Raw genomic sequence first — 23,145 nt, forward strand, 5'->3', positions numbered from 1 at the left:
TTATCTTCAATAAATACGTAAGACTAACGCAGACGGTCGCCTTTTCGAGAACGGTGAAGCATGCTGAAACGAATGAAACGAATCAGTATAAAATAACCTAGGATTAGTCCAATCCCTGTAAAAATAGTCACTTTGATTTTATGATAATATTCTTCGCGTGCCGTCCGGTCATTTTTTAATTCATCAACCATCTGTGTCAGTTGGCGATTCTGTTCCTGCAGGTTTTCGTTCTGTATCCGGTAAGCTTCTATCTCTTGCGTGGTATTCGCGAGCTTATCTTTTGCCTGCTGAAGCTCTTCAGCGGTTTGCTGAAAACCTTCCTTTAATTCATTCACTTCGTTTGGCAGCTCGGAGAAATTTTTAACTCCATTATAGATATCACTGAATATATTAGCTTTTGCTACAGGAGCTGGCAGGCATACAGTAAGCGTCAGCAAGAACAGGAGCGAATATAACAGCTGTAGATATGCTCGGGATTTATGTTGCTTCATCTATATAATCACCACCCAATTTAGGCTTGTAGTTCTTTTATTTTAACACAGCTTGACAGCTTCTGACAGCGTACGCCATGGGACTGGTAATGCTTATAATGAAAGTAATTTTTACCTCCTTAAGGTTTTCGTTTACTCATTATTAAACACGATCAGTCCGTGATTATCTCGATTGAGAAGAGGTACTATTTATCGTATACTTTGGACGAAAGGGGCTGCTGTCGATTGAACAAATGGCTTAAAACAATATTGCTTCTGATCGGATCTGCTTTTTTGACCAGACTGATCCCATTTTCATCTTTGTTTCGGAATTTAGACACGATGATTCATGAATTTGGTCATGCGCTGATGACCTTGTTGCTGTCTGGTAGTGTGCTGAGGATTGAATTATACGCAGATCATAGCGGTGTAACCTATTCAGCCATTCAAGAAGGGGGTAAGGCAATATTAGTTTCCCTCTCAGGTTATCTGCTAGCCTCCTTATTTGCACTTCTGCTCTTCTATTTATACAGTAAAGGACGCCATGATTGGGGCCTTATCTTAGCTACGGGTGTGGCGTTGATTATGCTCCTGCTATACGTACGAGGAAGTTTTGGCATGATGTGGTTGGGCGGATTTATTGCGCTAAATATTCTAATGCTGGTGGGTTGGAAGAAGGCCAGTAAATATTATTATTTGTTATTGGCCTTTTTAACCTTGGAGGAGTCTGTAATGGGAAGTTTATTTCTGGTATACGCGGCTGCTGTATCCCCGACCCGTGCAGGAGATGCCAGTAATCTGGCAAGAATGACCCCCATACCCGCAATATTTTGGGCCACACTGTTTTTTATATTTTCTCTGTTGTGTGCCAAATGGGCACTGGGACTATTTTTCAAGCGAGAGCGAATGCAGACTAAATTAGGGAGTCGATGAGAAAAAAACATAAAATTTTCGTCATAAAAAGACAAAAGGGGTTGTTTTTACAAGAGTCAGTCTACTAAGCATGTAGAATGACTCTTTTTTTGTCGATAATATAGAACCGAACATACATTCCATGACATGGAGTTGTCCGCCATTATTGGTACATTAATAGAAGACCCAAAAAAAGAAAGAGGTGGAAATAATGATAGAAAGTATTCATCCCGTATTCACATGGAGTCAAAATCGTATTTTTGCAGGCGGCAATCGTAAGGTTATTTTGCTTGTCGAATGGAAAGGGAACATACCTGCAGAGCACAGCCGACCCAGCAGTTATAAAGTGGTTGCGCGTGAAATTGAGCTGCGGGTTTGGCTTGAACCCCATGTAACTTTTAAGCGTTCGTATGGGTGTGAGTTTGAAGTCGGTGAAGGCAGATCGCTACTTCTTAAGCTTGGCAAAATAAAAACGGGGCAACGAAAGTTTATTGCTTTGGAATTCAATATCTCTACTACTATTGCAGGTAGATATGAAGCTCTTTCCTTACAGTGGAAATATAAAAAACCAACTGTAGAGCGTGTTCAAGAGCTTCCAGTAAAGGTTCTTGAGCTAGAATATACCCATCATACTCAGGTTCTGAGTGAAACCTGCTGCTTTCACGTAGAGAAACATCTGGAATTGTTAAAAACAGCTGAAACGATTGAGGAGGCAACTACGTTGCAAAATGAAGGACAACATAGTCAAGCTCATGAAATGCTTTGCCGTCACGCAGATAAATTACTATTACTAGCCGTGCGTTCTGGAGATCCTTTACTACTTAAAGAGGCCGAAATGTTGTATAAACAGATTGGATTCGAGTATCAGAAGCGGGGGAAAACTGCTACTGGAAATTGATATAGGACATACAACTAGAAGATGCATATTGACGAAAAAAGACCTATACATAAATTTGTTTTGTCAGCGGGTTCGGCGGAAAATAATCAGAAGAATTGTAATATAAAATGTGGTAACATAGTAAAAAAGTTCTATCACACTATTACTTTTTTTCATAAAATAATGGGTCTATTTAACCATAAATCAAGGGGAACTGAATATGACAGACCGATTAATCCGACTGATGCGCATTATTACACTTGTTCAAGCCAAGCCAGGGATATTAGCCCGTGAATTGGCGGAACGCTGCGGCAACAGCGAGAGAACGATATACCGGGATATGGACGCGCTTAGCGCCATGCATATTCCTATAACCCACCTTGGACATGGAAAAGGCTATGCTTTTATTGGCAATTTTGCACTTTATCCTTTGGATTGGTCGGAAGAAGAGGCGTCTGCGTTTTCGCAACTACGCTATATTATGGAAGATATTAAACCCGTTCTGCCTATCGATTTTGAAGGCGCTTATGAAAAAGTAGTTGCAGCTGAATACAAGCGAAAGGCGGAGCGGGAAGAAACGATAGAACGTGCAAGAAGAGAAGCAGGTACAAGCTGGTTGGAAAGAAGCGGTGCACAGATGGAGCATCAATCTTTTTTAACACCTATATTGGAGGCTTTATTAAAGCAGAGGAGTATTCAAGCGAATTATTGTGAGAATGCAGTGGAGGAGAAAGAAATAACCATCGATCCTTATTGTTTAGTCCCACTGGAAAATCGTTATCATCTCATTGGATTTTGCCATCATCAGGGTGTTATTCGTACATATCATATCAACGATTTTTCAAACGTGAAGCCACTAAACCGCTGCTTCTCAAAGGAATCATTTGATTTGCAAGCTTTTATGAAGCAAAAATGGTCACTTGACCGCGACAGTTTGCAGGTAGAGTTTAAAGTGAAATTTTCGGAGCGAATCATGGAAGGGCTTAAGAGAGAGGATCTGCCCTATAAGCCGAATAAAGTAGACCGTCAAGCTCGGTGTTGTTATTTTAAAGTCGCGTTGGAACAAGATATTGCGTTTGTCCGCTGGATTAAGAGATTCGAAGAGGATGCTGAAATCATAGAGCCGTTATATTATCGTGAAGTGCTCAGGCAGCAGTTGGAGAAATGGATATCACAATATAAATAAGATGGATTCTCACCTTCAAATGAAATATTCGTTTGCATATATTGTTACAAATCAAAAATTATAGAATATTTCTCTTGTTTGGTGAGTCTTTTTATAATATCATCATACATTAAATAACATAATTATAATTTATAGGGTTGTTATTATTCTCGAATTTGACCTTTGTTCAATTTTATATAGAAGAAAGGTATTCTCAAAATTCATTTGATTCTTAAAAATGAATATATTAATCCGGGTGAGGTTCCTGGGGGAGTGGGTTATCCATTATGTTGAATGTACTTGGCTTTAACGTGAAGAATTAATATCATTCTTGTTAGGTGTCTTTGCAGCCCTATTTAGGGGTGTCAGAGGCATCTTTTTTGTGTGCAAAAAGCCAAAATCATCGTTGTATATTGTCTAATTATAACAATATATAACTAAACATATCCAAACACAACTGTAGTTGTAGAAAAACGAAAAACTGTATGCTAGAATAGCATCTAAATATATACATACGAAATTGGGAGGAATGGAAATGTTTAAGAAATGGGCACTCTCCGTGATGGGGATATTGGCAATCCTTCTGGTTGTGAATTTGTCTGCAGGTTCAGGTGTAGAGGTGCAAGCAGCTACCAAGAAGACCGAAATTATTGTTTCCGCAGCGGCTAGTTTGCAAGACAGTCTGGATAAGATTGCTCTCCTTTATGAAAAGAAACATCCCGATATTGATTTGGTTTTTAATTATGCAGCATCCGGCACTCTGCAAAAGCAGATTGAGCAAGGGGCCCCGGCGGACCTGTTCTTCTCTGCAGGTGATAAACAGATGAATGCACTGGTGGAAGGTGGACTTGTCTCCGATCATAAGGTTCTGCTTAAGAATCAATTGGTTGTAGTTGTACCCTCAGATTCAAAGGTTAAATTAACTACGATTACTCAACTTACGGATAAAGCTTTTAAGAAGGTCGCAGTGGGACAGCCTGAATCTGTGCCGGCGGGTCAATATGCGCAGCAATCGCTGACAGCGAAAAAGGTATGGGATCCGCTGCAAAGCAAACTCGTATTTGCCAAGGATGTGCGTCAGGTTCTCTCTTATGTAGAAACAGGAAATGCCGATGCCGGTTTTGTCTATAAGACAGATGCACTTACTTCAAAGAAAACTAAAATCGCTTTGACGGTCGGTCCACATGTACACAAAGCCATTAATTATCCGGCAGGCATCGTGAAGAGCTCGAAGAATCAAAAGGCAGCTAAGGAGTTGTATAGTTACCTTCAGAGCAAGGAAGCTAATGATATCTTTGTAAGTTATGGCTTCCTGCTTCCTTAAATAGAAATTACGAGTAGAAGCGGGTGGAATAAGGTTGGAAATAAACTGGACTGATTTCTTCGCCCCGGTATGGCTTTCCGTAAAAATATCTGTGATTACCAGCATGATTGTATTCATTTTGGCAACAGCTGCTGCGAAGGCCATGGCAGGCCGGAAGTTTCCTGGCCACAGCTTGGTAGAGACTATAATGCTGCTTCCGCTCGTTTTGCCGCCGACGGTCGTAGGATTTGTGCTTTTAGTTATTTTAGGCCGACGAAGCTGGATCGGCAGATGGTATGAACAGATGACGGAGCAGACGATCCTGTTCACATGGGGGGCAGCTGTTATCGCTGCTGTAGTTGTAGCTTTTCCACTCGTATATCGCACAGTGAAGGCGGGTTTCGAAGGGATAGAAGCAGATCTTGAAGATGCAGCGCGGGCACAAGGGGCAAGTGAACTGCAGGTACTGCGCTATGTCACGCTGCCGCTTGCGGGCCGGTCGCTGGCAGCCGGTTATGTTCTTGGCTTTGCCCGCGGTCTTGGGGAGTTTGGTGCTACCATCATGGTAGCTGGCAATATTCCGGGCCGTACGCAAACCTTACCCACAGCGATCTATGTTGCGGTAGATGGAGGCAATATGACGCTCGCGTGGATGTGGGTATGCTCAATTATTGTTATTTCAGCCGCTATGCTGATGTTTGTGAATCGGCGTTCTTAAAAAAAACACCAGACAGCGATTCTCCGGTTATGGGAGAGTTGCTGTCTGGTGTTTTTGGTTTGAAGCGGGCGGTTGAGCAGATGCTGAGCAAGTGGAAACCCGGCGACTTTGATGCAGCTTTTAGCGCCGCTAAATTTTGATGGAGTCTGTGAGTTAACTGCATTCTATACAGTTATTCGGTCTGCACAAGGGAACGTTCTAGTTTTAATTGTATTCTATACAACTAAAACTAGAAAAGACGCCTATGAGGTAGTAAATCAAAAGAAATAGGTGTACCAAATACAGTTATATACAATTTGCTAGTTGTTCGAAGTAATATAGTTGTACGAAATACAGTTAAACGCTTCTGCAGATTGCTTCCTTCTTCTGTCTGCGACCATTAAGTCTCATAAATTATCGTACCAGTTTCCGTGAGATCATATCCGTGAATGGATCCAAGCTCACTCTGGAAGGCTGGTGAACGCAAAATATCAATCACGGCAGCGATCCATTGCTCATGCTCCGGTTTTTTTATCATCACCAGGTCGTAGCACTCCTGAATCATAGGAATAAAATCAACGCCGTCGACAATCTTGGCGGCTTTCTCGGTGCCGATGGCTACATCAGCTTCTCCCCGGGCCACTTTACCGGCAACTGCCAAATGGCTGTTCTCCTCGTTCATATAGCCTGATAGGCTGGCTGCTGGAATGCCATGCAATCGAAGCTGTTCATCCAATAATACGCGTGCACCTGAGCCTCGTTCTCTATTGATCAGCGTGAGTCCATCCTGCTCTAAGTGAGACCATTCCTGAATACCTCTGGGATTCCCTTTTTGTACGTATAAACCAGCACTTCGGGTTAGCAGGCGAACTACAACATAAGAACATCCGACGAGTATTTTACGGATATAGGGTAGGTTGTATTCTCCAGTATCCCCGTCGAGTAAATGTGTGCTGACAATGTCCGATTCCCCTTTATACATGGCAATCAGGCTGTCTAAACTCCCGGCATAAGAACGAAGAGGACGTTCAGTAGGCAGAGCCCGTTCTAAATAGGTAGCTAGAATATCCAGTGACATATCCTGACCTGTAATCACCAAGCTGTGTCCTACAGCTTTAAGGTGAGGAGAGTGTGCTGGCATTTGAGCTGGATTTGTACCGGAAAAGGCCAAGGGGATTGCTGGTGGAGTCTGGCCCATTATAGTAGTAGGGTTAGCGGTAGACACCCCACTCCGTGTATTTTGTTTGTAAGCTTCCAAATCGGATTGATCCACGCGCATTTGTTTTCCTACACGGTAGGAGGGGAGCTCCCCTTTTTTAATTAGATCATATACTTTTAATTTTGATATTTTTAATAAGCGGGCAATTTCCTCTGTCGTATAGGATGTATTATCGGACATCACAAAAGCCTCCAGAACTTCATATTAGGACAAGACTACCCTATTTTGAAGTCCTGTGCAATTAGGCTATTGTTGTTTCCCAGCCTGCTGTGTACTGGATAATTTGATCAACTCAGAGACAGTGACAAATCGAAAGCCTTTCTTTTCTAATTCGGGCAAAATAATTTTAAGCGCTTCTCTAGTTTGTGACTGCCCGTGCACATGATCATGAAACAGAACGATGTCTCCATTACGTGCATTTCGAATGACCTTGTTCGAAATGCTGTATACCCCTGGGCGATTCCAGTCACGTGTATCTTGATGCCAGGACCATAATATGGGCTTCAAGCCCATATTGTTAGACAGATCTACTAAGGTCTCGTCATACATGCCGCCTGGTGGTCTGAACAGTGAACTATGTTTACCGGAGACTTTTATAATCTCTTCTTCGGTCAATTTTAGCTCCTGCTCAAATTGGGCTTCATTAATAGGTCTTTTAAAATAAACGTGATTGTAGGTATGGTTAGCTAATTCATGCCCCTCAGCAATCACTCGTTTCGCTACCTCTGGATAGGCTGCAATTCTTTTTCCTATCGCAAAAAAGGTGCATTTCGCATGGTATTGATTCAATACCTTTAAGATTTGATCGGTTTCAGTAGGGTCAGGACCGTCATCGAACGTCAATGCAATCACTTTTTGGTTAGTATGTACTTCCCAAATCATGTCTCCTCTTTTCTCGTAGTAGTCGCGGTTTTTGCTTGGACTGCCTAGAGCAGAGTTCGTGAAGCATAAAAAGAGTGTAAGGGTGATCATCATAATTTTGCTGCGAGTTTTCATCATTTCACCTGTTTTTTTTATTTTAGAGTGCTCCTTTTGGGGGTCGGTATATTCATAGTTTAAGTTTTGTATAGACAACCAGTCTTTTTTGGTGCTCTTTCTTCTTTCTACTATCCTTCATGTACAGGTTATGAGATTCATTTTGGCTTCTGATGATTACATAGTTATCGACATGCCCGTTTATAATTAAATTAGCTTTTGTATTTTGATGTGAAAATAGTTATGAAAATGCCTTATAATGAAGTACTATATACAGACATTTGGTTAGGGGGGGGAATATGACACTTATTGAAAAAAGAGAACACCGGCAATATCCGGAGATTACCCGCCTTGAAACGTCGAGAGCTGCTTATGAGCGTGATTATTCACGCCTGATTCATTCGCCTACTTTCCGTAGGCTACAAGGTAAATCACAAGTATTCGGAGCAGGGACGGGTGATTATTACCGTACGCGTCTGACTCACTCACTTGAAGTTGCGCAGATTGCCCGTGAGGCGGCGAAAAGTCTGCTGCGATCGTATCCAGAAGTGGAAACCACTAAGGCGGAGAATCCGGGTCTTGTTATCGATCCAGAGGTAGTGGAATGCGCAGCTATCGCTCATGATTTTGGCCATCCTCCCTTTGGACATAAAGGGGAAGAAGTGCTGGATAATATTTTGGAACAGCTTATTGAAAAGAAAACTAACGAAGCTGCGCTGCAATCAGGCGCAACGGGTGTGGATCGGCTGCTGATCCAGGAGCAGATGAAGCAACGTTATGAGCATTTCGAAGGCAATGCCCACAATTATCGGCTGATTATGTTTCTGGAGAAGCGTGAAAATATTGATGGCCTAAATCTGTCGGATGCTGTGCTGCTAGGCATAAATAAGTATCCTTTTCCCGGCACCTCGCTGAAGAAGGGGATGTACCTGCACGAATGGGGATATATTTCGGAGATCCGCAAAGAGTGGGGAATACCAGCAGGTAAGAAAACGTTGGAGGCTCAGCTTATGGACCTTTGTGACGATATCGCTTATTCTGCACATGATCTGGAGGATGGGATTAAAGCCGGAAAGATTGAAGTGCATGAACACTTTATGCATGATTCTTATATCCAACGGTTAATCGTAGAGAAAATCACCACGCTCGAGGATTTCTTCTGGAAGGGCTGGGAAGAGGAAGGCATTCGCGCGAAGGTCGAGGAAGTGCTCAGTTCATTTCTTCGGGTTTGGAAGGAAAAAATGCCAACCTGTGAAAACGACTATTCCCGCACTCGACGTGAAGTTAAGGCTTATTGGGTAAGTACCTTTGTCGCAAGCTTGGGAGTGATCCAAGATGGAGACTGGAAGAAGGTCACCTTTATAAAGGAAGGAAAAGAAGATGAAGATATGCTGCGGACCGTCAGTGTGCTGAAAAGCTTCGCATGGGTCACTATGATCCGTGATTTGCGTGTGCAGCGGCTGCAGAAACGTAGTGAGTGGATTTTGCGCCGACTATGGGGAGCATTTCTGGATCCACAGACCTCTAAAGCCATTATTCCATCGGATTGGCTGCAGCGCTTTGAGAAAGATCAGAAGCAGGCAAAGCCGATTTGGACTTGGGAGCATATGGTGATTGATTATATCGCAGGGATGACTGATGCTTTTGCAGAGAAAATATATAATGAGCTGTACGGACTGAAAGTCGGCTCGATTTATGATTTGGATTAGAGGCTCTTAGACAAGTAGTCCCTGCTGTTCATTTAGGATGATCTAAATGAACAGCAGGGGCTATTTTTATAAGGATTATTGATTTAAATACCACTCATATGCAGTTTTTTCAAGATTAACCACAAATTCTTCTTTCCCGTCTATATAAGCTCCAATATCCTCTGGAAATTGTTTGGCAAGAGTATCTTTTAAATCTCCGTACTGTTTAACCGCTTCCGGATGTGATCGAAGGTAGTCTCTTACAGCCAGATGACGACCGATATCTATCTTATTATCCATTTGGAAGACATGAACATGATGGGTTCTGCTATCTCCGCCTTTTCTGAAATATCTTCTGCCACTGATACCGAACTCACCCATACATTCATAACCAAGTGCTGTCATTTGCTGGTTGAACCCATCTACAGCTTCGATATTTCGTATTACAGGCATTATATCTATGATTGGTTTCGCTTTGAGTCCGGAAACAGAAGTGCTGCCAATGTGGTGAATATCAACGAGGGCATCAGCAAAGATATCTTTAATCTTCTGAGCTTCTTCGTTGAACATTAGACTCCATTGTTCGTTAAATTCTGTGACCGTGACCTTCATTGCACTAACCCTCTCTTTATGGATAACTTTGGATTTTCTTATTATAGAACAGATGTTCCTGTTTTGTAAAGCTTATTATTAATATTGCCGGTCATAATCAACAAGATTTAGAGAAGGTGTGCCTGATGATAAGTAAGACTTCACATTTTCGGTAAAAATATTAACGATCCGGTCAGCGTATTGATCTGTAATTCCAGCGGAGTGTGGAGTGATAATAACCTGCTCCATAGACCAAAGCGGATGATCCTGCGGAAGGGGTTCGGTCTCAAAAACATCCAACCCAGCACCACGGAGTTGTCCGCGATTCAATGCATCGATCAGCGCCTCTGTATCGGTAGTTGCGCCCCGGCCAATGTTAATGTAATAGGAGCCTTCTTTAAACGCGGAGAAGCTGGTGGCATTAAATAAATGCTTGGTCTCATCGGTAATAGGAAGGGTATTGATGATGAAATCGCCTTGACTTACAGCTTCGGATAAACGATCTGTTGTATAGATTTGATCAAAGTCTGCGACTGGCTTACCGGAACGGCTGACACCGATAGTCTTCATCCGGAAGGCTTTAGCAATTCTGGCGGTTTCACTGCCGATCGCTCCAGTTCCAGCTATTACGGCTGTTTTACCGAACAGCTCGCTTTCACTGCCATCAGATTTCCAAATACGGTTCTGCTGATTGCGTACAGCTGTATGCAAATTACGGGTGAAGAGAAGTATGAACCCGAAGATTACCGCAGAAATAGGTTCGGCATGAACTCCGCTCCCACTGGTTAGCAGGATTCCTTGTTGTTTAAGACGATCGAGAGGAAGCTTCTCAATACCAGCAGACCAGGACTGAACCCAGCGAAGGGAGGACTCGGGGCGAAGGAGTGTATCCGAAATACCTTTTGCCCAGCCAATTACAATTTCTGCTTCTGCAAGCAGCTGCAAATCCGGATTTTTTGCGTCTCCTTGTGTAAATGTATAGCCTGGGGCAGCCGCTTTGATCCTTTCCTGCTGCTGAGATGTAAGTGGTTGTAGACATACTATAGACTTAGTCATGATGTGTTCCTCCTACTTTGTGGTTTAATGGATATGGATCATGTTATAGGTTAAGAATACCAAATCTATTGGAGAAGGTGAAATTGACCATGGATGCTAAAGCATCAGAGAACGAATCAGAACGGCTTTTTTTAGCTGTGAAATTACCTTCTGAGCTGCAAGAAATAGTGGCGCAGGCATGTTCAAAGCTATCTGAAAATTTTGATTTTGCTAAATGGACAAATCCGCAAGATTATCATATTACCCTGCAATTTTTAGGAGATACCCCAAAGGCCAAAATTCCAGATTTAGTGAAATCCTTGAGGCAGACTGCGGGGCAAGGCAGACCCTTCAATCTCTCTTTGGACAAATGGGACACATTTGGTCTTCCAGCTTCCCCAAGAGTCCTGTGGATAGGGGTTTCCGGCGAAATAGAGGCATTAAATCAATTAGCTGCCAGAGTGCATTCAGCGACGTTTCCACTAGGTTTTTCAGGCGAATCCAGGGCCTATAAACCGCATCTTACCGTGGCTCGAAAGTACCGGGGAAAAAATTCATATGATGATAAATTGCTGGAAAATTTACTGAAATTGGATGATGATTGGAACCTAAAAAACTATCAGAGAGACTGGACGATTGATAGTTTTGTGTTGTATGCTACCAGAATGTATGCCATTCCTATGTATGAAATTATTGAAAAGTTTACAGTTTAAAATCGATAATAAAGTTTTCAAAGCTTCCGTTTTCGGTTACATACAATAGGAATGTGCCGTGAAATAGGAGGAATATCATGTTAATTTTTAAACAAAACCGCTATATTGCGTTGCTCGTTGGCGTTATACTAGTGTGTTTCTCTGCCATAAGCTTATTGCAACCCGAACAAGTTGCGGAAGGGAAGATGGACAGGGTGCAGATGGATAAGTTGCAATCCACTAGCCGTGCATCCGTACTTTCTCTTTTGCAAGATGAATCGAAGTCTAGTATAACGAGTAGCATTACGAGGGGCATTACTGAAGTTACACAAGCCAATAAGCTTAATAACACATTCAGTCTTTTAAGTTCCGCTTGGAAACCGGCGAAGGGTGTGGAATGGCTTAGTGTAAAAAAATTAAAACAAAAAAACACAAAAAACACATCGAACGTTTCCATTATTCGGGTGAAGGCTGATGTAGTACAATCCAAGCCAGCTGCGCAAAAAGCGTCGCAATTGGCGGAAACAGCAACAAAGAGTAGTCAGGCGACAGCGAAGACAGTCTCGGCTTCTCAGAAACATCCCCTCACAACATTGTACTTCTCTCGGACAGAGCTATTAAGCCAGGAGCAGCAAAGTAAAGCAACCCGGCGCTACGCTGTATCCGAAGAAGAACTGCTTCTGCTACAAAAAATTGTAATGGCAGAGGCGGAAGGTGAACCGTACAAGGGCAAGGTGGCAGTTGCCAACGTTGTTCTGAATAGGCTGCGGTCAGCCAATTTCCCCGACACGATATATAAGGTTATTTATCAGAAGAGCCAGTTCAGCCCTGTAGCTAACGGGCGTCTTAACCGTGTGAAGCCTAACGATGATAGTATTAAAGCGGTGAATGCTGCACTCTCCGGAGTAAAGGAAGTTCCCGATAATACTTACTTTTTCTTGTCGCTAAAACTTGCACAGGATCTGACCGTACATCATACACAGACTTATGTTAAAACCATTGGCAATCATACTTTTTATAAATAAATTTGGTGGATCTGTGAACCTCAGTGCTATATAGGGTAAACTAAACTATATGAATCTGGAGGTGGAAGATAACCATGAAAATCACTTATTATGGACATTCAGCTCTGCTGGTAGAGACGGGGAACGTAAAGGTTATTATTGACCCTTTTTTGTCAGGCAATCCGAACTCCGGTATTTCACCTGCCAATATTTCAGTTGATGCCGTTCTGCTTACTCACGGCCACTCTGACCATTTTGGAGATGCTGTCGAAATTGCCAAGCAGAATGATTGTCCGATCTTTGCGGTGTTTGAGCTTGCCGAATATTGCCGGATGAAGGGTGCACAAGTAAAGCACATGAATATAGGTGGTAGTCATACCTATGCCGGGATGACTGTGAAATTTACGCAGGCATTTCATTCCTCATCCATTCAGGAGGGCGACTCTTGGATTTATGCTGGACAACCCGCGGGGATTTTGTTGACGATTGAGGGCAAGACGATTTTCCATGCGGGGGATACCGCGCTATTCAGCGATCTGCGCCTCATTGGAGAAAGGAATGCGATTGCCCTGGCAGCTCTGCCTATAGGTGATATGCTAACCATGGGACCGGATGACGCCTTGCTGGCCGCACGCTGGCTGCGGGCGGATAAGGTGATCCCGCTACATTACAATACATTTCCGGATATTGCTCAGGATGGTGCTGATTTCTGCGATCGCCTGCACCAAGAGGGAGTAGAAGGTTTCCCGCTTAAAGCTGGTGAGAGTGTAGAAATTTAAACCAATCCGATTTTATATTAAAAAAAGCAGGTAGCCGGGGGAAATTCCCTGACTACCTGCTTATTCTTTAAGGTGTAATACATACAGGTTCTTCATTACGTGCTTGCGCTCTAGAGCCTCTAATTTCAGTTGCCTCGCTTACGGGGTTACCTAACATCTTCAGAACAGTAGTCGCACAGCTTTGCGGTTGATGTTTATCTGGAGCGAGACGTCGTCTGCGTTGCTCTTCCAGAACTGAATATTCACGAAGCATCATAGTGAACCATTTGTTCACTACTTCCGAGTCGAGCACCTCTGCCAGCCCAAGCTCTACGAAATATTGGCAGTTTTTCTCTTCCTGACCTGGAATAGCTTTATAGAAAAGCATCGGAATTCCTTTGGCCTGACCTTCTGTGCAGGTCATCCCTCCAGGCTTCGTGATCAGCAGGTCTGAGGCATCCATCAATTTATTGATTTCACTGCTATATCCCAGAATTTTAACATTGGGATGATTAAGCAGCGGATTGGACTTCATTTTGGCGATTAGCTTCTCATTGCTGCCCATACAGAACACGAGCTGAATATCATCCATTCTGGCGGTGAGGGAATGCATAATCTCTTTGCCGAACATTAACCCCCAGCCTCCACCCATAATGAGTACGGTTGGGATATCAGCCAATCCCAGTTCCTTGCGCAGCAGCGTCTTGTTGGAGCGTTCCCAGAACTTTGGATGCACTGGGATGCCAGTGACGGTTACTAGCTCTGGAGCGATCCCACGGCCTGTCAGAATGGATTTGACGCGTGGGGTAGATACGAGATAACGATTGACCTCGGAATTTACCCAGCTCCCATGTGCATCATAATCTGTAATTAATGTATACAGAGGCACATTTAATCCACGACGCTTTAGTCTGGAAATGACCGCAGCCGGAATGGGATGAGTGCAGATAATCAAATCAGGCTTTAGCTGTTCGATCACCTGTGAAGCATGTGTATAAAAAATCCGGTGAAGCGCCATTTTAGTCAACGGGTTCAATGATTTATGATATTGTGTCTTATACATCATGCCGACCAGCTTAGGCTGGCTGCTAACTGTTTTGCGGTAAGCGGAAAGAATCCAAGGGGCGACCGTCGGGTTAAGAAATTTCCCCAGCTCGATGACTCGGCACTGGACATCCGGATTCAGCAGCTTTATTCCTTCGGCCAGAGCATAGGCTGCTCCTGTGTGGCCCGTACCGAAGCCTTCCGAAAACAGCAGTACTCTTTTCTTTCGCATAAGTTCACCTGCTACTTTCCTTTTCTATAGAGATGCTTTCCTTCTTCTAATTATACTAGGAAATCTATACTATACTCACATTATACAAGTAAGACGTAAATAGAAAGTTAAAACCCTGCAATAAATAAAAAAATAAAAGGTTCGCCCAAAGTATTGCAAACTAGAAAACAACATGATAAAGTAGTGAATGACCAATTGACCGGATTAGTAAAGTGGTCAGAAGTCAGCGGGAACGATATTTTCTGGAGAAAGGAAGTGTGCACAGGTGGCAGTGGTGGATCGAAGACAGCAGGTGCTTCAGGCCGCAGCGAAATCTTTTTCATTATTTGGCTATAAGGCAACTACAATGGATCAGGTTGCTAAAATTGCAAATGTCGGTAAGGGAACCATCTACACCTTTTTTACAAACAAAGAGCAATTGTTTGACGAGATCCTGCGCGATATGATGATGGAAATGAAGACGATAGCTGAACGGGAGATCAGGCGAGACAGACCTTTCTTTGATAACTTGCATCGTGTGCTGGATGCTCTGCTTGAGTTTCGAAGTGAGCAGGAGCTATTCATAAAACTTTCCCAGGAAAATCGCGAATTCGGTACGCCGCAGGCTGGAGAAGGACTCGAGAAGATCGAGAACGTAGTTTTAGAATATTTAGAACGGGAGGTGCAACAAGCGCTCCAACAGGGAGAAATCAAACCTTGCGATCCCAAAATCGTCTCGGTAGTCATGTTCAGATTATATATTGTATTGACTGCTGAACTGAATAAAACACATACTCCCTTGGACAAGGAACAGATCAAGATGTATTTTCATTTGTTTCTCGCCGAAGGATTGGCACAGTAAGGGTTGATTCAGGATAGGGATGGCGTTCTCAGCATCACTCGATTCGCTTTCCCTTAACAATTCTCAAGATGATTAGGCATTGAAGAAGAGCCGCAAGGCATTTTTTTATACCCTGAATTGACCGAATGGGGAAAACAGTCATTTAGTGTTACGTAATATTTCGCAAACAAAGCATTTTAAAGAGAGCATAAGCTCATAAGGAGAGAACCAGAATGAAATCATTATCCGTATTTACCAAGGATCTTGGCGCAGCCCTTAGAAATCCGAAGGTGCTGATTCCAATGATTGCTATCCTATTTATTCCGGTGATGTACAGCGGATTCTTCCTGAAGGCATTCTGGGATCCGTATGGCAAGATGAATGAACTTCCGGTTGCTGTGGTCAACCAGGATGTCGGCGCTAATTATGAAGGCAAGCAACTACAAGCCGGTAATGATCTTATAGAAGAGTTGAAGGTAACCGACGGCTTCCAGTGGAACTTCGTTTCCCTTGAAGAAGCGGAAGCAGGAATGAAGGACAATACTTATTATATGTCGATCATTGTTCCGGAAGACTTTTCTGCTAAAGCTACTACTCTTATGGATGATGAACCACAGCCGGCAAAAATTATTTATGAGCCAAATGAAGGTTATAACTTCTTGGCTGGTCAGATCGGTGGTACGGCTGTAGCAGAAATTAAAAATAAAGTATCTGCTAAAGTAACAGAAGCTTATGTGGAGTCTGTATTCAATCAGATTACAGAAGTATCTGATGGATTGGGCGAAGCCGGAGATGGTGCTTCCAAGATCGCTGATGGCGCTGGTAAGCTAGATGACGGAGCCCTGAAGCTGAAAGATAATCTACTTGTACTGACAGAGGGTACAGGTAAACTTCAAAATGGTGTAGAACCCCTTACACAAGGCGTGACTGATTTGAATGCAGGTGCTACAGCGCTTAAAACAGGATCAACCACGTTGGCAAGCGGATTGCAACAATTGTCTACTGCACATACGCAACTTCAAGACGGTGTTGCACAAAGTTCTGCCGGCAGTAAGCAGCTTAGTGACGGCTTGAAACAAGCTGTAACAGGTGCTACACAGCTTCAGGCGGGAACACAGTCTGCTGTGGATGGTACTTCTAAACTACAAGCAGGAACACAATCTATAGTTGATGGCAGCGCGAAGCTGGAAGCGGGCTTAACTTCTTCCGTAGATGGCAGCGCGAAACTGGAAGCGGGTTTGCAAGCTTCCGCCGCAGGCAGCACGAAGGTAACTGAGGGTGCTAAAGCGGTAGCTCAAGGATTGCAGCAATTGGCACAGGCTAGTCCTGAGCTGGCACAAAATCCAGCGGTACAGAAGCTGCTGGCAGCTAGTGCAGCCGTGGCACAAGGCAGTGAGCAACTGCAACAAAGCCAAGAGCAGCTGGCACAGGGTGCTACTGCACTCCACAGTGGGCAAGAGCAACTGGCACAAGGTGCAACTCAACTGCACTCGGGTTCACAGCAGTTAGCTGCTGGTGTAACTCAGTTGCATGATGGAGCTAAGCAATTAAATGCTGGTAGCACACAGCTGTTGACAGGACAACAAAAACTGGCACAAGGCGCATCTGCACTTGTAGCTGGTGGCGATAAGCTGAATGCAGGAATGCAACAATTTGGTGCGAAGCTTAAAGAAGCTGCAGCTGGAGGCAGCAAGCTGGCTGAAGGCGGTAAAGCACTTGGTGATGGTACCTCAAAACTGCTTAGCGGTGTAGGCGAACTAGGTTCCGGTATCAGTGCGGTAGCAGATGGTTCGAAAAAACTGGCTGATGGCGCAGGCGAGCTGAAAGATGGTATGGATGATCTGAAATCTGGTTCAACAGAACTGGCAACTAAGCTTGGCGATGCTGCTGAAAAAACAGGCAGTGTGAACAAAACAGATGCAATGATGGAAATGTTCGCACAACCAGTTGTGGTTGAGGATAAAGTTGTGAATCATGTTCCGAACTATGGTACAGGTTTTGCTCCTTACTTCCTCTCCCTTGGATTGTTTGTAGGTGCTTTGATTTCAACAATTGTTATTCCAATGCGTGATTCGGCTGTCCTTGGTGCTAGCCGTATGAACCGTTTCATCAGCCGTACGCTTACCTTCACAATCATGAGCTTCATCCAGTCTATGCTGGCTGCTGTGGTTGTATTGTACGGACTTGGACTGGAAGTACAAAGTAAACCGCTATTCTTCGTATTTACATTCTTAACAAGCTTAGTTTACACATGGGTAGTTCAAGCGATTGTTACTTGGATGGATCAACCGGGACGTTTCGTTGTTATCGTTATTCTTATCTTCCAATTAACAACTAGTGCCGGAACATTCCCACTTGAATTGATTCCTAACTGGATGAAATTCTTTAATCCACTGCTTCCAATGACGTACACAGTTAGTGGTCTCAAAGCAGTAATTTCTACAGGTGACTTCAGTGCAATGTGGGGAGATGTAGGTATCCTGGCAATCTTTGGTCTTGGATTCCTTGCTCTTACCTTCGCTTACTTCATGACACGTAGCCGTGAGAATGAAGTTGGAGTGAATAGTGAACAAGTTTTGACTGTATAAACTGATAAATTTTTTGAAAAAAAAGTATAAAAAAGCGTCTCCTCTGGGAGACGCTTTTTTTGATTTAAAATCATAAAAACCCTTTTTCTTGCAAACATATTAGAAGGAGTGAAAAATCTTGTAACGCTTTCATTGCATATGCACTTATGCGTTATTTATGTATAATTATGCAACGTGAAGTTTTTTTAAACTTTTACTCGCTAAAGCTGTGATGCAAAAACAATTGTTAATCAGCATCATAAAAAAGTTTAAATTGCGCTGATGATACCTCGGTGATAAAATAATAGCACTAATCTGGATTGAATAATTATTAAGATTTTCATGTGAAAAATTTTCCTAACACATTGCATACTTTATAATAGAAAGGTTGCGTTCGATGAAACACACTGAACTGCCCGTAAAACAGGGCCTGTATGATCCCCAGTTCGAAAAAGATGCTTGCGGCATGGGATTTGTAGCTCATATTAAAGGCACACCGTCTCACAATATCGTAAGTAATGCTTTGACAATGCTCTTTAATATGGAGCATCGGGGAGGCCAAGGTAGCGAACCCAACTCTGGTGACGGAGCAGGTATCATGCTTCAAATTCCGCACCGTTTCTTTGCAAGCGAAGCTCAGAAGCTAGGCTTTGCTTTGCCGGAACAAGGCCATTATGGCGTGGGCATGATCTTTTTATCTCATAACGATGAAGTTCGGGCGCAGCATGAAGCTCTCTTAAGCAATATTATTGCTGAAGAAGGTCAAATAGTACTCGGCTATCGTGATGTGCCTACCTATGATGAAATGCTTGGCAAGACAGCGAAAGCTGCTAAGCCTTTTGTGCGTCAAGTATTTATCGGCCGCTCGGCTTCAGTCACGAATGAGTTGTCTTTTGAACGTAAGCTTTATGTAATCCGCAAACGTGCAGAGCTTGCCATTCGTTACGGTGGTGCAGAAGAGGATGAATCCTTCTATATTCCAAGCTTGTCGTGCCGTAAGATTGTATACAAAGGCATGCTGACTACAGAACAAGTCGGACAATTCTACCTGGATTTGCAGAACGAAGAGCTGGAATCAGCGATCGCGTTAGTTCACTCCCGTTTCAGCACGAACACCTTCCCAAGCTGGGAACGTGCGCATCCCTACCGCTTTATGATCCACAACGGTGAGATCAATACCTTGCGTGGTAATGTGAACTGGATGCATGCGCGCCAGTCATTGTTTAAGAGCGAAGTGTTTGGTGAAGATCTGAATAAGATCAAGCCTGTTATTAACCCGGATGGATCGGACACTGCAATGTTCGATAACACCTTTGAGTTTCTCTATTTGAGCGGACGATCCTTGCCACAGGTAGCCATGATGATGGTTCCTGAACCATGGAGCAATCATGATAGTATGGATGCTGATAAAAAAGCATTTTATGAATATCACAGTACTCTAATGGAGCCATGGGACGGGCCTGCTGCAATGGGCTTTACCGATGGGATACAAATCGGCGCTATTCTGGACCGTAACGGCCTGCGTCCTGCTCGTTATTATGTAACGAAAGACGATATGATTATTTTATCCTCAGAAGCCGGTGTACTGGACATTCCAGCAGAGGACATCCTATATAAAGACCGCCTGAAGCCTGGACGCATGCTGCTCGTGGATACGAAGGAAGGCCGCATTATCTCCGATGAGGAAGTTAAATCGGCTATCGCCTCTGAGAAGCCTTATCGCCAGTGGCTGGATGAGCATTTGATCAGTCTTGATGAGCTTCCGGATGCACCTGAACTGCCAAATCCTAAGCATGATAATGTACAACAGCTACAGCAGGCTTTCGGCTATACTTTTGAAGACTTGCGTAAGGTGCTTGAGCCAATGGCATCTACTGGTGCTGAAGCTGTCGGTTCCATGGGTTATGATGCTCCGCTCGCCGTATTTTCGGACCGCCCGCAACGTCTCTATAACTATTTCAAACAAATGTTTGCTCAGGTAACGAATCCACCCATCGATGCCATTCGTGAAGAGCTGGTTACATCCACAACGACTACGATTGGACCAGAGCGTAATTTGCTTAAACCGGAACCGGAAAGCTGCCGCCAGATCTCGCTGCAAACGCCAATTCTTTCAAACGAAGATTTTGCTAAGATTCGCCATGTTCGCCGTGCAGGCTTCAAATCGATGTCTATTCCAATTCTTTTCCCGGCTGAGCTTGGGGCAGAAGGATTACGCATCGCGCTTGAGCGCATGAACGAGGCTGCTGACCGTGTTATGGCAAAAGGGCATAACATTCTGATTCTGACTGACCGCGGTGTGGACAGTGAGAATGCTGCGATTCCAGCTCTGCTTGCGGTATCGAGTCTGCATCACCATTTGATCCGCCAAGGAACACGGACGAAGGTTAGTATTTTGCTGGAATCCGGTGAACCACGTGAAGTCCATCATTATGCGCTGCTGCTCGGTTATGGTGTGAGTGCAGTAAATCCTTATCTGGCTTTTGAAAGCTTGGATGACATGATCGGCCAAGGCTTATTGCGGGGAATCTCGCATGAAAAAGCAGTGAAGAACTATATTAAAGCTGCGACTAAGAGCGTAGTTAAGATTCTTTCTAAAATGGGAATTTCGACGATTCAATCTTACCGCGGTGCGCAGATTTTTGAAGCTGTGGGTCTGAACTCTGAGTTCGTGGATCGTTACTTTACTTGGACACCTTCCCGGATTGGGGGGATTGGCCTGGAGGAAGTGGCAACTGAGGCGCTTATCCATCATAACCGTGCTTTTACAGAAAAAGACGGAAATGATAAGGTGCTTGACTCCGGTGGCGATTATCAATGGCGTAATGATGGGGAAGAGCATCTATTCAATCCACAGACGATTCATCTGCTTCAGCACTCTGTGCGTAGCGGGAATTATGATATGTACAAGAAATATGCTGCCCTTGTTCAAGGAGAAAGCGAGAAACAATTGACGCTTCGTTCCTTGTTGCAATTCAAGTCAGCCTATGAACCGATTCCACTGGAAGAAGTAGAATCTGCATCGTCCATTATGAAACGGTTTAAGACGGGTGCAATGTCCTTTGGTTCCATTAGTAAGGAAGCACATGAGACACTGGCCATTGCGATGAACCGTATCGGTGGTAAGAGTAATACAGGTGAAGGCGGCGAAGATCCAGCCCGCTATATTCCGGATAGCAATGGTGATTCACGTCGCAGTGCGATTAAACAAGTAGCTTCTGGACGTTTTGGTGTTACCTCGAACTACCTAGTTAACGCTGATGAGATCCAGATTAAAATGGCTCAGGGTGCTAAACCAGGGGAAGGTGGACAGCTTCCGGGACGTAAAGTTTATCCTTGGGTCGCTGAAGTACGTGGCTCAACAGCAGGTGTCGGTCTGATCTCACCTCCACCGCATCATGATATTTACTCTATCGAGGATTTGGCAGAGCTGATCTATGATCTGAAAAATGCAAATCCACGTGCAAACATTAATGTTAAGCTCGTATCGGAAGTTGGAGTGGGTACGATTGCTGCGGGTGTAGCCAAAGGGCGCGCTGATATTATCTTGGTTAGTGGCTATGATGGAGGTACAGGGGCATCGCCGATGAACTCCATTCGTCATGCGGGTCTTCCGTGGGAGCTTGGCTTGGCTGAAACCCATCAGACATTGATGCTCAACAATCTGCGTGACCGTGTAGTTCTGGAAACAGATGGTAAAATGCTAAGCGGCCGCGATTTGGCTGTAGCTGTATTGCTTGGGGCCGAAGAGTATGGTTTTGCCACTGCTCCGCTAGTATCTGTTGGCTGTATTATGATGCGTGTCTGCCAAATGGATACTTGTCCGGTTGGTGTAGCTACACAGAATCCGGATCTTCGTAAGAATTTTACCGGTGATCCGCAGCATGTAGTTAACTTTATGACCTTCGTGGCACAGGATCTACGTGAAATTATGGCAAGTCTCGGCTTCCGTACAATTGAAGAGATGGTAGGCCGTACCGATTGTCTAGACGCAACTCAGGCGTCGAAGCATTGGAAGAAGAAAGGCATAGATTTGAGCAGCCTGCTGCATACACCGGAATTACCGGAAGGAAGCACACGCTTCCGCAGTAAATACCAGAATCATGGTCTGGAAGAGACACTTGATGTTTCGCAGCTGCTCGACCTGGCAGCACCTGCACTGGAATCAGGTACGGCTGTTGAGGCATCACTGCCAATCACGAACGTTAATCGTGCCGTCGGAACTATCCTTGGCAGCGAGCTGACCCGCAAGTATGGGGCCGCAGGTTTGCCGGATGATACGATTCGGCTTCATTTCACCGGTTCTGCTGGTCAAAGCTTGGGTGCATTCGTGCCTAAGGGAATCACGCTTACGGTGGAAGGAGATTCCAATGACTATGTAGGTAAAGGATTGTCGGGTGGTAAGATTATTATCAAGCCATCTCCGAAAGCTACCTTTGCTGCTGAGGACAATATCATTATCGGAAATACTGCATTCTACGGTGCAACAGGTGGAGAAGCTTATATTAACGGTATCGCTGGTGAACGTTTTGCCGTCCGTAACTCCGGAGCGAAGGTTGTTGTAGAAGGCGTGGGTGACCACGGCTGTGAATACATGACTGGAGGCCGAGTGGTTGTCCTTGGTGAAACTGGCCGTAACTTTGCGGCAGGGATGTCAGGCGGCATCGCTTATGTCTACGACCCAGATAGAACCTTCATCGGCCGCTGCAATCTCGAAATGGTACTGCTCGAGAGAGTGGAAGAGTCTGAGGAGATCGAAGAGCTGCGTGAGCTGATTATCCGCCATACCAAGCTTACAGGTAGTGCGGCTGGCGCACGGGTACTGAATCAGTGGGCAGATAGCTTGCCGAACTTCGTTCGTGTCATTCCGAAGGATTACAAACGGATGATGGAGCAAATTCGCAAGGTAGAACAAACCGGATTGACCGGAGAAGCTGCGTTGATGGCTGCATTTGAAGCAAATATGCGCGAGCTTGCCCGTGTTGGCGGTTAAACTGTTGTACTTGAATGAAATAGGAACTAAGTGAATAAGGGGACCTGACTCTTCCTAATACCGGAGAAGTCAGGTTCCTTTTTTTACTGGTAGACTCTTATCC

General features: G+C 44.2%; 18 protein-coding genes. 12 read left to right on the top strand and 6 right to left on the bottom strand.

Features of this window, described 5'->3' with window-relative positions; all coding sequences use genetic code 11:
- Positions 1-23: 23 nt before the first annotated feature.
- Positions 24-491 (bottom strand): hypothetical protein, encoded by a 468-nt coding sequence (locus tag NST40_RS04815; protein ID WP_076276837.1) that lies wholly within the window; start codon positions 489-491, stop codon positions 24-26.
- A 225-nt stretch (positions 492-716) separates the two neighbouring features.
- Between NST40_RS04815 and NST40_RS04820 the strand changes: the two genes are divergently transcribed.
- The 5 genes from NST40_RS04820 (at position 717) to modB (ending at position 5,445) form a co-directional block, all read left to right on the top strand.
- On the top strand, positions 717-1,403 hold the full coding sequence (locus NST40_RS04820) for a M50 family metallopeptidase (protein ID WP_076218352.1): 687 nt from the start codon (positions 717-719) through the stop codon (positions 1,401-1,403).
- Positions 1,404-1,593: 190 nt separating this feature from the next.
- Positions 1,594-2,280, top strand: coding sequence for a hypothetical protein (locus NST40_RS04825; protein WP_076185039.1), 687 nt, complete (start codon positions 1,594-1,596; stop codon positions 2,278-2,280).
- Positions 2,281-2,479: 199 nt separating this feature from the next.
- Complete coding sequence (locus NST40_RS04830; protein WP_076129254.1) at positions 2,480-3,445, top strand: WYL domain-containing protein; 966 nt, start codon at positions 2,480-2,482, stop codon at positions 3,443-3,445.
- A 514-nt stretch (positions 3,446-3,959) separates the two neighbouring features.
- The gene (modA, locus tag NST40_RS04835; RefSeq protein ID WP_076194200.1) at positions 3,960-4,748 is read left to right on the top strand and encodes a molybdate ABC transporter substrate-binding protein; all 789 of its coding nucleotides are present in this window, start codon (positions 3,960-3,962) and stop codon (positions 4,746-4,748) included.
- A 40-nt stretch (positions 4,749-4,788) separates the two neighbouring features.
- Positions 4,789-5,445, top strand: coding sequence for a molybdate ABC transporter permease subunit (gene modB / locus NST40_RS04840; RefSeq protein ID WP_179087456.1), 657 nt, complete (start codon positions 4,789-4,791; stop codon positions 5,443-5,445).
- 379 nt (positions 5,446-5,824) lie between these two features.
- On the opposite strand, the gene NST40_RS04845 is transcribed toward modB, so the two are convergent.
- Together NST40_RS04845 and NST40_RS04850 are read right to left on the bottom strand one after the other, a co-directional pair.
- A complete protein-coding gene (locus NST40_RS04845; protein ID WP_076218350.1) occupies positions 5,825-6,823 on the bottom strand; it encodes a helix-turn-helix transcriptional regulator in 999 nt (332 codons plus the stop codon).
- 66 nt (positions 6,824-6,889) lie between these two features.
- On the bottom strand, positions 6,890-7,639 hold the full coding sequence (locus NST40_RS04850) for a polysaccharide deacetylase family protein (protein WP_076129284.1): 750 nt from the start codon (positions 7,637-7,639) through the stop codon (positions 6,890-6,892).
- A gap of 278 nt (positions 7,640-7,917) precedes the next feature.
- On the opposite strand from NST40_RS04850, the gene dgt reads away from it, so the two are divergent.
- The gene (gene dgt / locus NST40_RS04855) at positions 7,918-9,327 is read left to right on the top strand and encodes a dGTP triphosphohydrolase (RefSeq protein ID WP_076218349.1); all 1,410 of its coding nucleotides are present in this window, start codon (positions 7,918-7,920) and stop codon (positions 9,325-9,327) included.
- Between the two features lie 75 nt (positions 9,328-9,402).
- On the opposite strand, the gene NST40_RS04860 is transcribed toward dgt, so the two are convergent.
- Both NST40_RS04860 and NST40_RS04865 read right to left on the bottom strand, forming a co-directional pair.
- Positions 9,403-9,918, bottom strand: a complete 516-nt coding sequence (locus NST40_RS04860; protein WP_076218348.1) for a GrpB family protein — start codon at positions 9,916-9,918, stop codon at positions 9,403-9,405.
- A gap of 78 nt (positions 9,919-9,996) precedes the next feature.
- Positions 9,997-10,953: a D-2-hydroxyacid dehydrogenase gene (locus tag NST40_RS04865; RefSeq protein ID WP_076129248.1), complete on the bottom strand. Its 957-nt coding sequence runs from the start codon at positions 10,951-10,953 to the stop codon at positions 9,997-9,999.
- 89 nt (positions 10,954-11,042) lie between these two features.
- On the opposite strand from NST40_RS04865, the gene thpR reads away from it, so the two are divergent.
- The 3 genes from thpR to NST40_RS04880 all read left to right on the top strand — a co-directional run bounded on the left by thpR (position 11,043) and on the right by NST40_RS04880 (position 13,407).
- Entirely contained in the window at positions 11,043-11,645 is a 603-nt protein-coding gene (thpR, locus tag NST40_RS04870; RefSeq protein WP_076218347.1) for an RNA 2',3'-cyclic phosphodiesterase, read from the top strand.
- 77 nt (positions 11,646-11,722) lie between these two features.
- The gene (locus NST40_RS04875) at positions 11,723-12,649 is read left to right on the top strand and encodes a cell wall hydrolase (protein ID WP_076137184.1); all 927 of its coding nucleotides are present in this window, start codon (positions 11,723-11,725) and stop codon (positions 12,647-12,649) included.
- Between the two features lie 74 nt (positions 12,650-12,723).
- Complete coding sequence (locus NST40_RS04880) at positions 12,724-13,407, top strand: metal-dependent hydrolase (protein ID WP_076218346.1); 684 nt, start codon at positions 12,724-12,726, stop codon at positions 13,405-13,407.
- A 67-nt stretch (positions 13,408-13,474) separates the two neighbouring features.
- Here NST40_RS04880 and NST40_RS04885 read toward each other — a convergent pair whose 3' ends face one another.
- Positions 13,475-14,662, bottom strand: coding sequence for a glycosyltransferase (locus NST40_RS04885; protein WP_076129244.1), 1,188 nt, complete (start codon positions 14,660-14,662; stop codon positions 13,475-13,477).
- Between the two features lie 265 nt (positions 14,663-14,927).
- On the opposite strand from NST40_RS04885, the gene NST40_RS04890 reads away from it, so the two are divergent.
- The 3 genes from NST40_RS04890 (at position 14,928) to gltB (ending at position 23,042) form a co-directional block, all read left to right on the top strand.
- Positions 14,928-15,503: a TetR/AcrR family transcriptional regulator gene (locus NST40_RS04890; RefSeq protein WP_076129243.1), complete on the top strand. Its 576-nt coding sequence runs from the start codon at positions 14,928-14,930 to the stop codon at positions 15,501-15,503.
- 212 nt (positions 15,504-15,715) lie between these two features.
- Positions 15,716-18,070 carry a YhgE/Pip domain-containing protein gene (locus NST40_RS04895; RefSeq protein WP_076276841.1) on the top strand — a complete coding sequence of 785 codons (2,355 nt, stop codon included), beginning with the start codon at positions 15,716-15,718 and terminating at the stop codon, positions 18,068-18,070.
- Between the two features lie 376 nt (positions 18,071-18,446).
- Positions 18,447-23,042, top strand: coding sequence for a glutamate synthase large subunit (gene gltB, locus NST40_RS04900; RefSeq protein WP_076218345.1), 4,596 nt, complete (start codon positions 18,447-18,449; stop codon positions 23,040-23,042).
- Positions 23,043-23,145 lie beyond the last annotated feature (103 nt).

The organism is Paenibacillus sp. FSL R10-2778 (assembly GCF_038593035.1).
GTDB lineage: Bacteria > Bacillota > Bacilli > Paenibacillales > Paenibacillaceae > Paenibacillus_AQ > Paenibacillus_AQ odorifer.